We start from the raw sequence: 13,806 nt of genomic DNA on the forward strand, positions 1-13,806 counted from the left end.
TGGCAGGGCCGCCTGACGGCGTCACGTCGCTGTGGAGTTGGTAACACCCTCGCGAGTGCGAGATACTTCGGCACGTGCGCGCACTTCTCCTAGAAAACCTTCATCCCCAGGCCACCGAGATCCTCGAGGCCGCTGGCGTCTCCGTCGAGGCCCATGGCGGCGCCATGGACGAGGACGAGCTGATCGATGCCCTCGACGGCGTCGACATCCTCGGGATCCGCTCCAAGACTCAGCTCACCGAGCGGGTGATTGCGGAGTCCCCGTCGCTGTGCGCGGTCGGAGCGTTCTCGATCGGCACCAACCAGATCGACCTCGCCGCGGCGGCACGCAAGGGCATCGCCGCGTTCAACGCGCCGTTCTCCAACACGCGGTCCGTGGTGGAGATGGCGATCGCGGAGATGATCTCGCTCACCCGCCGGCTCCCGGTCCACAACCGGCTCATGCACGAGGGGGTGTGGAACAAGAGCGCCGACGGCGCTCACGAGATCCGCACGCGCACTCTCGGCATCGTCGGCTACGGAAACATCGGGTCCCAGCTGTCCGTGGTGGCCGAGGCGCTCGGCATGAACGTCATCTTCTACGACGCGGCAGAGAAGCTCGCTCTCGGCAACGCGACCCGCATGCCTACGCTCGACTCGCTGCTGCAGGCGGCGGACATCGTCACGCTCCATGTCGACGGCCGCGAGGGCAACCAGGGGTTCTTTGGCCGTGCGCAGTTCGAGGCGATGAAGCCCGGCGCGCTGTTCCTCAACCTGTCACGCGGCTTCATCGTCGACGTCGACGCCCTCAAGGAGGGCCTCGAGTCCGGCGCCATCGGCGGCGCAGCGATCGACGTGTTCCCGGAGGAGCCCAAGAAGAAGGGCGATGCCTTCGAATCGGCGCTCCAGGACATCCCCAACGTCATCCTCACCCCGCACATCGGCGGCTCGACTGAGGAGGCCCAGCGCGACATCGGCATCTTCGTCGCCACGCGGCTGCGCGACTACCTCGACACGGGCTCGACCTCGCTCAGCGTCAACCTCCCGAACCTTCAGCTCGCGCTTCCGCAGGGCGCGCACCGCATCGCCCACCTGCACGAGAACATCCCCGGTGTGCTGGCCGCCGTGAACCGCGAACTCGCGGAGCACGACGTCAACATCGAGGGGCAGCTGCTCGCCACCCGCGGAGAGCTCGGCTACGTGGTGACCGACGTCGCGTCGGGCCTGACGGACGATGCCGTGGCGGCGCTGGGCGCGATGCCCGGCACGGTGCGGCTGCGGGTGCTCTCATAGCCGCCGGCGCCGTCCCCTTCCGCGACCTCGGTCTCCCCGAGGCCCTGGTCTCCGCGCTCGAGAGCGCGGGGATGGAGACGGCCTTCCCGATCCAGGCCGCGACCATCGCCGATGCCCTCGCCGGGCGCGACGTCCTCGGACGCGCCCGCACGGGGTCGGGCAAGACGCTGGGCTTCGGTCTGCCCGCCATCGCTCAGCTCGCCGAGTCGGGACGCGCCACGCCGCATCGCCCTCGCGCCGTGGTGCTGGTGCCCACCCGCGAGCTCGCGATGCAGGTCAACGACGCGCTCGAGCCGTTCGCGCACTCGATGCACGTGTCCCTGCGCTTGGTGGCCGGCGGGCTGTCGATGTCCAAGCAGATCCTCGCCATCGAGCGCGGCGTTCACCTGGTGATCGCGACGCCGGGCAGGCTCGCGGACCTGGTGCGACGCGGGCACGCCGACCTGTCGGAGACCCGGATCGTGGTGCTGGACGAGGCCGACCACATGGCGCAGATGGGCTTCATGGACGAGATCGAGGAGATCCTGGAGCGGGTGCCGCACGGCGCTCAGCGACTGTTCTTCTCCGCGACGCTCGACGGCGACGTCGACCGACTGGTCGCCACCTCCATGACGGACCCCGCGCGGCACGACGTCACCGGCGGCGAGGAACCGTCGAGCATGCGGCACATCGTTTTGAACGTTCCTCCGCACGCGAAGTATCAGCTCGCCACCCGGGTCGCCGCTCGCGAGGGACGCACGATCATCTTCGTGCGGTCCAAGCTGGGCTGCGACCGCATCGCCGGACAGATGCGCGACGCGGGGGTCACCGCGGTCGCCCTGCACGGCGACAAGACACAGGCCGAGCGCAACCACGCGATCACGGGTTTCCGCGCGGGCACCATCCCGGTGCTCGTCGCCACGGACGTCGCCGCCCGCGGCATCCACGTCGACCATGTGGACCTGGTCATGCAGATGGATCCACCGGCCGACCATAAGGACTACACGCACCGCGCGGGACGCACCGCCCGGGCCGGCCATGACGGGCTGGTCGTCACTCTCTCGCTGCCGCACCAGCGACGGACGGTCGAGTCACTGTTGGACCGCGCGGGCGTGGATGCCACCGTCACCGCGCTGCGGGGCGACGACGACGCCTCGCTCGCCACGCTGTCGCGGCTCACCGGCGCCCAGGAGCCCTCCGGGGTGCCAGTGCCGGAGCCCCGCGTGGCCGGTGGCAAGCGCGACTCGCGCCCCGACCGCGGCGCACGCTCCGCCCGCCCGTCTCGCGGCGAGAGCGGTAGACGACCATCGCGTGGGCGCTCCGCGGAGGTCTCGTCGACGCCGCAGCACGAGAGCGCGAAGGCGCGTCAGGATCTGGAGCGTCGGGAACGCGAGCTGCAGGCCCGCGAACGAGAGATCGCCCTACGCGAGCAGCGCCTTGGCGCAGCCGGCGACGGTGCGGCCACACGCACCGACCGCGGCGAGGGCGGCGGCCGCCCCGCTCGCAAGCCCGACGGGTGGGCCAAGCGCTCCCCCAAGAGCAGGGACACCTGGGCACGCAAGTCCGGCGCAGGCTCCGGAAAGCGCAAGCGCGACGAGAGGCTCGAGGAGCCGGGCCGCGCCCGGGACGAGCGGTTCACGCGGGGTCGGGACGAGCGCCCGGGCCGCAGCCGCGACGAGAGGCCGGGCCGTGGTCGGGACGAGCGCCCGAGCCGCAGCCGCGACGAGAGGCCCGCCCGCAGCCGCGACGAGCGCGCACCGTTCAAGGGCGAGGACAAAGACGGCGGCAGCGGCAGCGGGGCGTCGCCGCGCGGCCGAACGACTGGCCGAGGCACGGACAACGGCAAGTCCGCTCGCGGGAGCGGCAGCGGCGAGCGATCCGCGCGTGCGGCCGGCCCACGGTCCGGAGGCGGCCAGCGCCCCGACGGCGAGCGGCTGGCGCCGCGCGCCGAGCGCAGGCGCGCGCTGCAGGACCCCGAGGGCACTCAGCGTCCCGGGCGCCCGGACGCCAAGCCGTCGGGAAAGAAGGCAGGAAAGAAGGGCAAGGCCGCTCCGGCCAGCGGGCGCAGCGGCAAGCCGCGTCCCAAGAAGAAGAAGGGCTGAGCGAGCCTCAGGAGCCGGCGGCGTCCTCGGTGCGCAGGCGAGCGATCGCGGCCTCGAAGTCGTCCAGGCTGTCGAATCCCTGGTAGACGCTCGCGAAGCGCAGATAGGCGATCTCGTCGAGTTCGCGCAGCGGGGGCAGGATCGCGAGGCCGATGTCGGTCGCGTCGATCTCGGCCTGACCCGATGCCCGAATCGCCTCCTCGACCTTGTGCGCCAGGTGCGCGAGGTCGTCATCGCTCACCGGCCGCCCCTGGCAGGCCTTGCGCACGCCGTTCACCACTTTGTCGCGGCTGAACGGCTCCGCCACGCCGCTGCGCTTGAGCACCGTGAGGCTGGCGATCTCCAGCGTCGAGAACCGCTTGCCGCAGCTGGGGCACTCGCGGCGGCGGCGAATCGAGGAACCGTCGTCCGAGGTGCGCGAGTCGACCACGCGCGAGTCGGGGTTGCGGCAGAAGGGGCAGTGCATGGCACTACTCTCCCACGGAAGCGGCTGCCCACCGGCGACGGCGCGATCCCCTGACGCAGAAGCGTTCCCCGGTCCCTCGGTGACGGGGACCTGGGTCGCGGCGACCTCGTTCATGAGGCCCTAGACGAGGACGCCCTAGGAGACGGGGACCTAGCCTTCGAGAGCGGGGATGTAGATCTGCTCGCCCGCGCGCAGCGACGAGTCGCCCATCGCGTTCAGCGTCTGCAGCTGGCCCACGGTGTCGCGCACGTCCTCGCCGGGGCCCGTCATGGACTCGGCGATGGACCACAGGGTCTCGCCCTGCGCCACGGTGTAGGTGTCGAAGGCGATCGTCTCGGACGCCTCGCCTCCCGCGAACGCACGGGGCGCGAGCAGCGCCACCAGTGCCGCCACGGCCACCACGAGCGCCAGTGCGAGCACGGTCCGCCGTGCACGGCCGGCTGCAGTGGGCAGGGGACGGACGCTCACGACCCGCCGCACGCTCACTCCAGCAGGTGCCGGGGCGGAAATCGCATATGCAGTCATGTCATCCTCCGTTCGAACACGTGTTCGTCGAACACTTGTTCTATTTGTAGCACCTGGCGTCTCGTCAAGCAAGACACGCTCGAACATATGTTTGATTTCGGTGCTGGGTTGGCCTAGCGTCATGGGTGTCACCTCATCACCGAGGTCTGACATCGACACGGGCTCGGCCCGCGAGGAGGAGTCATGGACGAGCGCACCGGCGAGAGCGGGGCCACCATCCACCAGTTCCCGGGCGGAGCCTCGGGCGGACTCACCGACCGTCAGCGCCGCATCCTCGAGACCATCAAGGACTCCGTGGAGTCCCGTGGCTACCCACCGTCGATGCGCGAGATCGGCGAGGCGGTCGGTCTCACGTCCACCTCGTCCGTCAAGCACCAGCTGTCCGCCCTCGAGACCAAGGGATTCCTGCGCCGCGATCCCCACCGCCCACGCGCGATCGAGGTCGTGCTGCCCGACGTCGACGGCACGCCGTCGACGGAGACGGTCGTCACCGACCTCCCCGCAGCCCCGACGGAGGACGAGCGCGTGTCGATGGTGCCGCTGGTGGGCCGCATCGCCGCCGGTGGACCGGTGCTCGCCGATCAGGCGGTCGAGGACGTCTTCGCCCTGCCCAAGCAGCTCACGGGCGACGGGGAGCTGTTCATGCTCAACGTGGTCGGCGACTCCATGATCGACGCGGCCATCTGCGACGGCGACTGGGTCGTGGTGCGCCGCCAGCACACCGCCGACAACGGCGACATCGTCGCGGCACTGCTCGACGACGAGGCCACGGTCAAGACCTTCCGCCGTCAGGACGGCCAGGTGTGGCTCATGCCGCACAACCCCAGCTACACGCCCATCGACGGCACCCACGCCCGCATCATGGGCAAGGTCGTGTCCGTGATGCGGCGCGTCTAGCGCCCGTCGCCCGACCCCCTCAGCGACAGCAGGAGGCCCGGAACCCGCGCATCGGCGCTATTGCTGGCGCCAGCCGTCCTGCCAGTGGAAGCCGCCCTTGATCGCGCGGCGCATCGCGTTCATCGAGTTCGCGATGGTGGTCTGGTAGACGCGAGACTCGTCCGACTCGGCCTCCTCGGCCATGCGGCGCGATCCCGCCTCGAAGTGCGCGAGGTACTCGGCGAAGCGCTCGCGCTCGGCCTCCTGGCCGCGGACGAACTCCTCGGACGGGGTCGTGTCGGTCATGGCTTCTCCACCTCTGTCTCCTTGCGTGCTGCGACCCCAGGGTACGGCCACCCGGGCCGGCCCACGGGCCGCGGCGCGCTACTGGCCGCCGTCGCGGGCCGCCGCATCCAGCCGTCGCAGCGCGTCCAGCACGGTGTCGCGGTCCGTGGTGCCCCACAGCGCCGGCATCGACCGTGCGAGGAACCCGCCGTAGCGGGCCGTCGCGAGCCGGGAATCCAGCACCGCCACCACGCCGCGGTCCTCGGACGTGCGAATCAGGCGCCCGGCTCCCTGGGCCAGCAGCAGGGCCGCGTGCGTCGCGGCGACCGCCATGAAGCCGTTCCCGCCGCCCCGCGCCACGGCCTCGGTGCGGGCCTGTGAGATCGGCTCGTCGGGCCGCGGGAACGGGATCCGGTCGATGACGACCAGCGACGCCGTCGGCCCGGGCACGTCGATCCCCTGCCACAGGGACGTCGACCCGAACAGGCACGCGCGAGGATCCTCGCGGAACCGCTCGACCAGCGTGGGCAGCTGATCGTCGAGCTGGTACATGACGGGCACGTCCAGCCGCTGCCTCATCGCCTCGGCCGCCGCCTGACCCGCGCGGTGGGACGAGAACAGCCCGAGGGTGCGTCCGCCCGCCGCGTCGATGAGAGCCGCGAGCTCGTCGAGGGCCTCGTCCGAGATGCCTCCGGGCCCGGGCCTCGGCAGGTGCGACGCGACGTACAGCATGCCCTGCCGGCCGTAGTCGAACGGGCTGCCGGCGTCCATCGAGGTCGGATCGTCCACGCCCAGGTGACGCGCCATGGCGTCGAAGTTCCCACCCAGAGCGAGGGTCGCCGACGTGAAGATCGAGGACTTGTCGGCAATCAGTTTATCCCGGATGAGGCCGGCGACGTCCAGCGGCGCGGCGACGATCCGCACCGCCTGCCGGGACTCGTAGTCGCCGTCCGGCGGGGCCAGCCACACCACGTAGCGGCCGTGCTCGCCCAGGAGCTCCTCGCACACGTCGAACACCTCGGTGAGCGCCGCGGTCGCCATCTTGGCGGTGGCCGATGCGCTGTCGCCCGCGCGCGGAGCCTCGCCCGAGTCCTTGGTGGTCTTCTGCACCGCGGTCATCGCGGCGCGGGCGGCGCCGCGCAGCAGGTCCACGGCGTCCGCGAGCTCGTCGGGCAGGCCCAGCCGCAGCCGGCCGGGCTCGCAGTCGCCGAGCGCCCCGTCCAGCGCCCTCGCCGCACGATCGAGGTCCTCGGACGCGACGCCGCAGCGCCGCGCGGCGCGGCTCGCGCGGTCCACCCGCTGCAGCGTGAGCTCGTGGGTCGCCGCCGACGTGATGCGCCCCACCAGCTCGTGCGCCTCGTCCACGATCAGCGCGTGGTGCTCGCCGAGCATGTCGTGGCTCGCGGCCTGCACGCCGAGCACGGCGTGGTTCGTCACGACCACCTTCGACTTGGCCGCGTGCTCGCGCACCGATTGCGAGAAGCACTGGTCGAGCATGGGGCACTTGGACTCGAGGCATTCGCGGCCGCTGACGCTCACCTGCGACCAGGCGCGATGCGACACCCCGGGCACCAGGTCGTCGCGGTCCCCCGTGTCCGTGACCTCCGCCCATTCGTGCAGGCGCGCGACCTCCTTGCCCAGGTCGCTGGTGGGGCCCGAGTTGATGGGCAGCATGTCCTCGTCGGGCTCGCCGTAGCCGCCCGCCATCTTGTGCACGCACAGGTAGTTGCTGCGTCCCTTGAACAGCGCCACGTCGGGGCGCTCCCCCAGTTCGGGCTCGAGAGCGTCGAGCACCAGCGGCAGGTCCTTGGTGAAGACCTGGCGCTGGAGCGCCAGGGTCGCCGTCGAGATGACGATGCGCTTCTTGGCCCGCACCGCGTGCGTCACCGCCGGCACCAGGTAGGCGAGCGACTTTCCCGTGCCGGTGCCCGCCTGAACCAGGGCGTGCGACCCGTTGTCGAGAGAGTGCTCGACAGCCGCGGCCATCGCCGTCTGGCCCTCTCGCTCGACGCCGCCGAGCGCCTGGACCGCGGTGCCCAGCAGGCGCGTGACCTCGGTGTCGGTGGCTACGGGAGCTGACGCGCCGGGCTTCGCCGGCGACGCAGCCGAGGGCTCGGGGGTGCTCATGTATGGACGCTCACGACGGGGCTGTCACGCGGCGCGGTGCTGATGCGCCGGCGATGAGGGGACGGCGGTCATGCGGCAGGGGCGGCTGCCTGCAGCCGGGCGGCCAGGGACTCGTCGACCATGGCGATCAGCCGCGTCCCCTCGGGCTGGTGCGACTCCTCGATGACCTCGCCGTGCAGGTGCGCCTCGTGGATGAGCTCCCCGCGCGTGTAGGGCACGACGATGTCGATGCGCACCTCGGGGCGCGGCAGCTCGGCGGCGATGAGATCCAACAGATCCGACATGCCGGCACCGGTGAGCGCCGAGACTTCGATGGTGATCTCGGGGCGGGCCCGCAGGCGCAGCAGGGTCTCGGGGTCCGCGATGTCTGCCTTGTTGAGGACCAGCACCTCCTTGACGGTGTCCGCGCCCGGGACATCCGAGAGCACCGCGCGTACCGCGCTGACCTGGCCCTCGGGATCCGGGTGGGAGGCGTCCACGACGTGCAGCATCAGGTCGGCGTGCGCCACCTCTTCGAGCGTCGATGAGAACGCCGCGACCAGCTGGTGGGGCAGGTCGCGCACGAACCCGACCGTGTCCGAGACCGTGAACTCGCGCCCGTCGGGGGTGTGCGACCGGCGGACAGTGGGGTCGAGCGTGGCGAACAGCGCGTTCTCCACGAGCGCACCGGCGCCGGTGATGCGGTTGAGCAGCGAGGACTTGCCCGCGTTGGTGTAGCCGACGATCGCGACGTTCGGCAGCGCGAGGCGGCGGTCCCTCCGCACGTTGCGCGCAGGCTCCATCGCCTTGATCTCGCGGCGCAACTGCGCCATGCGGGTGTGGATGCGGCGGCGATCGAGCTCGATCTTGGTCTCACCAGGTCCGCGCGAACCCATACCGGCGGCGGCGCCACCCACCTGACCACCGGCCTGGCGGGACATCGAGTCACCCCAACCACGTAGCCGTGGCAGCAGGTACTCGAGCTGAGCCAGCTCGACCTGCGCCTTGCCCTCTTTCGACTTGGCGTGCTGGGCGAAGATGTCGAGGATCAGCGCCGTGCGGTCGATGACCTTGACCTTCACCACGTCCTCGAGCGCGCGGCGCTGGCTGGGCGCGAGGTCGTCGTTGACGATCACGGTGTCGGCGCCCACCGAGGCGACGATCTCCTTGACCTCGACCGCCTTGCCCTTGCCGATGTAGGTGGCGGGGTCGGGGTTGGGGCGGCGCTGGAGCACGCCGTCGAGCACCTCGGAGCCCGCCGTCTCGGCGAGGGCGGCGAGCTCTTGCAGGCTCACCTCGGCCTCGGCCGCGGTGCCGTGCGACCACTGCCCCACCAGGACCACCTTCTCGAGGCGCAGCTGGCGGTACTCGACCTCGGTGATGTCCTCGAGCTCGGTCGACAGGTTGCCGACGCGGCGCAGAGCCGCGCGGTCCTCGCGATCGAACTGATCTCCGTCGTAGTCGGTGCGGGAGGTCGCGCCCTTGCCGAGGACCGTGCTGGCGCGCGAAAGCACCCGCTCAATCACCGCATCGGCGCGGGAGGGGGCGGGTTCCTGGTGGTCGTCTTCGTGAGAGTCGCTCATACTCCCTCTATTGTCGCACCGGGCGCCGACGGGCACCACCAGCGGCGGTACGCTCGCATGCGTGAGCGAGGACCACTACTTCACGGCGGAGCCCGCCTCCGCCGCCGAGCGACGCCTCCTCGAGGTGCGGCTCGCCGGCCGCGACGTCACCGTCGAGACGGCGCGTGGCATCTTCTCCCCCGGCCACATCGACGCCGGCACCCAGGTGCTGCTGCGTCACCTGCCGCCCGCCCCGGCGGGCGAGGTGCTCGACCTGGGCTGCGGATGGGGCCCGCTCGCCCTCACAGCGGCGCTGGGCACGGCCGATGCCCGGGTCACCGCAGTGGACGTCAACCGGCGGGCGCTCGACCTGGCCGCGCGCAACGCCGAGCGCCTAGGAGTCGCGGATCGGGTGCGCGCCGTGGAGCCCGGCGACGTCGACCCGAACCTGACCTTCGATGCCATCTGGTCGAACCCGCCCATCCGCGTGGGCAAGGACGCGCTGCACGCGCTGCTCACGACCTGGCTGCCCCGGCTCGCGCCGGGCGGCGAGGCGTGGCTCGTGGTGCAGAAGAACCTCGGTGCCGATTCCCTCGCGCGGTGGATCGCGGACCAGCGGGACGGCACGGGCGCGCCGTGGGGCGGGATCGAGAAAATCGGAAGCGCCAAGGGCTTTCGCGTGCTGAGGCTGACGCGCCCCGCACACTGACCCCGGCATCGGCCGCATCGCATCACCTACGGGTAGCCGCCCTCTCCCCTGGACGCGGCATCGGCGATGCGCGTCATGCGCGCCGCGCGCGTCTGAGGACGCTTGGCGAGCGCGTGGTCGAGATCCTGCGGGTCGACCATCGCCTCGACTACGTGCATGCGCTGAGCGTGGGTCAGCCCGCGGCCACCGTCGCCGGCACCGCCGAGACGTCGACCTCGCCATCGGCCACCAGCGTCGCGGGGCCCTCGAGAACCGTGCGGTTGCCGTGAATCCGCACCGTCACCACGCCGCCGGGCACCTCGATGTCCCACACGTCCGGCGATCCGTCGCCCGCCCAGGTCTTCACCGCGATCGCGACCGCGCACGCACCGGTGCCGCACGACCGGGTCTCGCCCGATCCGCGCTCGTGCACGCGCATCCGCACCCGACCGCGCTCGATCCCGTCGCGGACCTCGCCGCCGCGCGTGACCACGAACTCGACGTTCGAGCCGGCGGGCGGCACGGGCGTGACACGCGGGGCCTTGGTGAGGTCCAGCGATTCGAGCTCGTCCATCGAGGCGAGAGCGACCACGTGGTGCGGATTGCCGACGTCGACGGACAGCGCAGGGCGTGGGGGGTTGAGGCCCTCCGCCTCGACCTCGGCATCGAAGCCTCCCGGGTCGTCGCCGGTCCGGAACTCACCCATCCCGACCGCATAGCGCCCGTCCTCGAGCGCGGTCAGCGTGCGAGTCCCGCCGCGCGTCGCGATCGTGAGCCCGCCCGTGAGGTCGGCGCCCGCCTCGCGCTCGAGAAAGGCGGCGAACACCCTGGCGCCGTTGCCGCACATCTCCGACGTCGAGCCATCCGCGTTCCAGTAGTCCATGAACCAGGTGCGGGCGTCGAGGCCCGCCCCGGCCGGGAGCGACCCGGACCGCACGGCGCGGATCACACCGTCGGCGCCGATTCCCGCGCGCCGGTCGCACAGGTAGCGCACCAGCGCTGGGGTGAGGTCGATCTCGCCGCGCTCGTCTAAGAGCAGCACGAAGTCGTTCTCCGTGCCATGTCCTTTGGTGAAGCGCAGCCGAGCCATGCCACCAGGCTACCGGGGCGCTGCCCGCGATCCGGGGCGCCGCCTGGCGCTCACGCCCCCGCGACCACACCGCGGCCACACCGCGGCCACACCGCGGCCACCCCGCTGTCACCCCACGCAAGTGTCGATTTCCGTGCACTTTCGGGCTCGCACATGCACGGAAATCGACACTTGCGGGTGGCGGGAACGGGTGGCGGCGGGTGGCGGGATGGGTGGCGGGGATGGGTGAGTGGAGGGTGAGGGCCGGGTGGGGTGAGGGCCGGGTGGGGTGCGAGACGGGCGGGGCGGGGTTTGGTGGCTGGGGTGCGAGCCAAGACCCCGGCTGGGGTGCGGGTCAGGACCCGGCGAGGGCCAGGACGTCGGCTGCGGCGCGGTCCACGTCCGCGGCGTCGACCGGCCCCGCCACCCAGCTGACTCGTGGGTCGGGCCGGAACCACTTGCGCTGGCGGCGCGCGAGACGGCGCGTGTGCACCTTGATCAGGTCGCGCGCCTGATCGGCATCGAGCTCGCCGTCGAGATGGCGCAGCGTCTCTGCGTATCCCACCGCGCGGCGCGCCGTGACGCCGTCGCGCAGGCCGCGGCGCTCCAGGGCGCGCACCTCATCGACCAGCCCCGTGCTCCACATGTGGTCCACGCGCTCGTCGATCCGCGGGTCGAGCGCCTCGTTGCCGAGGTCCAGGCCGATCTGCACTGCCGGGATCTCGTACTCGTGGGTCGGCAGCGACGACGAGAACGGCCGCCCCGTGAGCTCGATCACCTCGAGCGCCCGCACGATCCGCTTGGCATTCTGCGCAGGGATGCGGGCCGCAGCCACAGGATCTGCCGCGGCGAGCTCGCGATGCAGCATGCCCGGCCCCTCGATCACAGCCCGCTCCTCGAGCCGGGCCCGCACGGCGGGGTCCGTGGGCGGGAACTCGAACCGGTCGAGCAGCGCGCGCACGTACAGTCCGGAGCCGCCCGTCACGATCGCGCGGCGCCCCTTCGCGTGAATGGCGTCGATGTCGGCGCGGGCATCCGCCTGGAAGCCCGCGACGGAGGCGTCCTCGGTGACGTCGAGGGTGTCCAGCTGGTGGTGAGGGATGCCGCGCCGGTCCTCGACCGAGAGCTTGGCGGTGCCGATGTCCATGCCCCGGTAGAACTGCATGGCGTCCGCGTTGACGACCTCGCCGTCGAGCCGCTCCGCGAGTGCAAGGGACACCGCCGACTTTCCGGTCGCGGTCGAGCCCACCAGCGCGATCACGGCGGGCGCGTCGGTGTGCGCGGGTCCTCGAGTCGTGACGGCCGATGCGGGGGTTGCGGGAGGCGTCACCGGCGCCTCAGGCCCGGGCTGCCCGCAGCGACGGCATGCCCAGCCCCACGGGCCCGGCGGGTGCGCCCGCTCCGGTGCCGCACGACGATCCGCAGCCGCCGGCGCCGTGATCGTGGCCCTCGCCGCGGCTCGCATCCCACGCGTCGCCCGCCGCGGTGCGGCGCACGGAGAATGGTCCGCCTGTCAGAGCGCTGTCCGCGATCAGGTGGTGCGGTGCGGCGCGCGTCAGCTCGACGGTCACCATGTCGCCGGGTCGGGGCGCGGAATCCGCTTTCGATTCCGACTCGGGAAGGGAGAAGTGCACCAGCCGGCTGTCGGGGGCGCGGCCACTCAGGCGATCGGACGCGTTGTCCTTGCGCCCCGCGCCGTCGAGCACCATGACCTCCACGGAGCGTCCCACCAGGGCCTCGTTCTCGGCCAGGGACACCCGCTCCTGCAGCGCCTTGAGCCGGCCGAAGCGTTCCGTGATCACGGACTTGGGGAGTTCGGGCAGTTCGAAGGCCGGCGTGCCGGGCCGCGGCGAGTACTGGAAGGTGTACGCGCTCGAGAAGCGCGACTGCTCGACCACGCGCAGGGTGTCCTCGAAGTCCTCGTCGGTCTCGCCAGGGAAGCCGACGATGATGTCCGTCGTGATGGCAGCGTCGGGCATCGCTGAACGGACCTTGTCGAGAATCCCGAGGAACTTGGCGGAGCGGTAGGAGCGACGCATGGCGCGCAGCACCGAGTCCGAGCCCGACTGCAGGGGCATGTGCAGGCTCGGCATCACGTTGGGGGTCTCCGCCATCGCCTCGATGACGTCGTCGGTGAAGGCCGCGGGGTGGGGCGATGTGAACCGCACCCGCTCGAGGCCGTCGATCTCTCCGCAGGCACGCAGCAGCTTCGCGAATGCGCCGCGGTCGCCGAACTCGATGCCGTACGAGTTGACGTTCTGTCCGAGCAGGGTGACCTCCACCACTCCCTGCGAGACCAGCGCCTGCACCTCGGCCAGCACCTCCCCCGGGCGGCGGTCGCGCTCCTTGCCGCGCAGGCTCGGCACGATGCAGAACGTGCACGTGTTGTTGCACCCGACCGAGATCGACACCCATGCGGACGCGACCGAATCCCGCCGGCTGGGCAGGGTCGAGGGGAACACCTGCAGCGATTCCTCGATCTCCACCTGGGCCGCGGCGTTGTGACGCGCGCGGTCGAGCATCGCGGGCAGAACGTCAATGTTGTGGGTGCCGAATACGACGTCGACCCACGGCGCCTTCTCGACGATCGTGCCGCGATCCTTCTGGGCGAGGCAGCCGCCCACGGCGATCTGCATGCCGGGGCGCTCCGCCTTGACGGAGGCGAGCTGGCCCAGGTTGCCGTACAGCTTGTTGGCCGCGTTCTCGCGCACCGCGCACGTGTTGATCACCACGACGTCGGCGACATCGGCACCCTGAGGGGCGGCGGTGTACCCGGCGTCCTCGAGCAGGCCCGCCATGTGCTCGGAGTCGTGGATGTTCATCTGGCACCCGAGGGTGCGCACGACGTAGGTGGGGGCGAGCGTGGTGTGTGACATT

The 13,806-nt window shown here is 71.5% G+C and carries 13 protein-coding genes; 4 read left to right on the forward strand and 9 right to left on the reverse strand.

Annotated elements, in window-relative coordinates; genetic code table 11:
* Positions 1-74: 74 nt before the first annotated feature.
* Positions 75-1,271: a phosphoglycerate dehydrogenase gene (gene serA, locus ACNI14_RS02825; protein WP_420518446.1), complete on the forward strand. Its 1,197-nt coding sequence runs from the start codon at positions 75-77 to the stop codon at positions 1,269-1,271.
* A 71-nt stretch (positions 1,272-1,342) separates the two neighbouring features.
* Positions 1,343-3,352: a DEAD/DEAH box helicase gene (locus tag ACNI14_RS02830; protein WP_420518447.1), complete on the forward strand. Its 2,010-nt coding sequence runs from the start codon at positions 1,343-1,345 to the stop codon at positions 3,350-3,352.
* A gap of 7 nt (positions 3,353-3,359) precedes the next feature.
* Here the strand turns inward: ACNI14_RS02830 and nrdR are convergent, their stop codons facing one another.
* A complete protein-coding gene (nrdR, locus tag ACNI14_RS02835) occupies positions 3,360-3,818 on the reverse strand; it encodes a transcriptional regulator NrdR (RefSeq protein ID WP_420518448.1) in 459 nt (152 codons plus the stop codon).
* Between the two features lie 150 nt (positions 3,819-3,968).
* Entirely contained in the window at positions 3,969-4,343 is a 375-nt protein-coding gene (locus ACNI14_RS02840; protein WP_420518449.1) for a LysM peptidoglycan-binding domain-containing protein, read from the reverse strand.
* Between the two features lie 183 nt (positions 4,344-4,526).
* Between ACNI14_RS02840 and lexA the strand changes: the two genes are divergently transcribed.
* Positions 4,527-5,240: a transcriptional repressor LexA gene (gene lexA, locus ACNI14_RS02845; RefSeq protein WP_420518450.1), complete on the forward strand. Its 714-nt coding sequence runs from the start codon at positions 4,527-4,529 to the stop codon at positions 5,238-5,240.
* A 57-nt stretch (positions 5,241-5,297) separates the two neighbouring features.
* On the opposite strand, the gene ACNI14_RS02850 is transcribed toward lexA, so the two are convergent.
* From ACNI14_RS02850 to hflX, 3 genes are all read right to left on the reverse strand, one after another.
* On the reverse strand, positions 5,298-5,525 hold the full coding sequence (locus ACNI14_RS02850) for a hypothetical protein (RefSeq protein ID WP_420518451.1): 228 nt from the start codon (positions 5,523-5,525) through the stop codon (positions 5,298-5,300).
* Between the two features lie 78 nt (positions 5,526-5,603).
* The gene (locus ACNI14_RS02855; protein ID WP_420518452.1) at positions 5,604-7,631 is read right to left on the reverse strand and encodes an ATP-dependent DNA helicase; all 2,028 of its coding nucleotides are present in this window, start codon (positions 7,629-7,631) and stop codon (positions 5,604-5,606) included.
* A gap of 68 nt (positions 7,632-7,699) precedes the next feature.
* Positions 7,700-9,193, reverse strand: coding sequence for a GTPase HflX (hflX, locus tag ACNI14_RS02860; RefSeq protein WP_420518453.1), 1,494 nt, complete (start codon positions 9,191-9,193; stop codon positions 7,700-7,702).
* A 61-nt stretch (positions 9,194-9,254) separates the two neighbouring features.
* On the opposite strand from hflX, the gene ACNI14_RS02865 reads away from it, so the two are divergent.
* Positions 9,255-9,881 carry a class I SAM-dependent methyltransferase gene (locus tag ACNI14_RS02865; protein ID WP_420518454.1) on the forward strand — a complete coding sequence of 209 codons (627 nt, stop codon included), beginning with the start codon at positions 9,255-9,257 and terminating at the stop codon, positions 9,879-9,881.
* Positions 9,882-9,907: 26 nt separating this feature from the next.
* On the opposite strand, the gene ACNI14_RS02870 is transcribed toward ACNI14_RS02865, so the two are convergent.
* The 4 genes from ACNI14_RS02870 to miaB all read right to left on the reverse strand — a co-directional run bounded on the left by ACNI14_RS02870 (position 9,908) and on the right by miaB (position 13,805).
* The gene (locus ACNI14_RS02870; protein ID WP_420518455.1) at positions 9,908-10,039 is read right to left on the reverse strand and encodes a hypothetical protein; all 132 of its coding nucleotides are present in this window, start codon (positions 10,037-10,039) and stop codon (positions 9,908-9,910) included.
* A gap of 14 nt (positions 10,040-10,053) precedes the next feature.
* Positions 10,054-10,950 carry a diaminopimelate epimerase gene (gene dapF, locus ACNI14_RS02875; protein WP_420518456.1) on the reverse strand — a complete coding sequence of 299 codons (897 nt, stop codon included), beginning with the start codon at positions 10,948-10,950 and terminating at the stop codon, positions 10,054-10,056.
* A gap of 334 nt (positions 10,951-11,284) precedes the next feature.
* Complete coding sequence (gene miaA, locus ACNI14_RS02880) at positions 11,285-12,259, reverse strand: tRNA (adenosine(37)-N6)-dimethylallyltransferase MiaA (RefSeq protein WP_420518457.1); 975 nt, start codon at positions 12,257-12,259, stop codon at positions 11,285-11,287.
* A 7-nt stretch (positions 12,260-12,266) separates the two neighbouring features.
* Positions 12,267-13,805, reverse strand: a complete 1,539-nt coding sequence (gene miaB, locus ACNI14_RS02885) for a tRNA (N6-isopentenyl adenosine(37)-C2)-methylthiotransferase MiaB (protein ID WP_420518458.1) — start codon at positions 13,803-13,805, stop codon at positions 12,267-12,269.
* Position 13,806: the final 1 nt, after the last annotated feature.

This window comes from Demequina pilifera, from assembly GCF_048814985.1.
Taxonomy (GTDB): domain Bacteria; phylum Actinomycetota; class Actinomycetes; order Actinomycetales; family Demequinaceae; genus Demequina.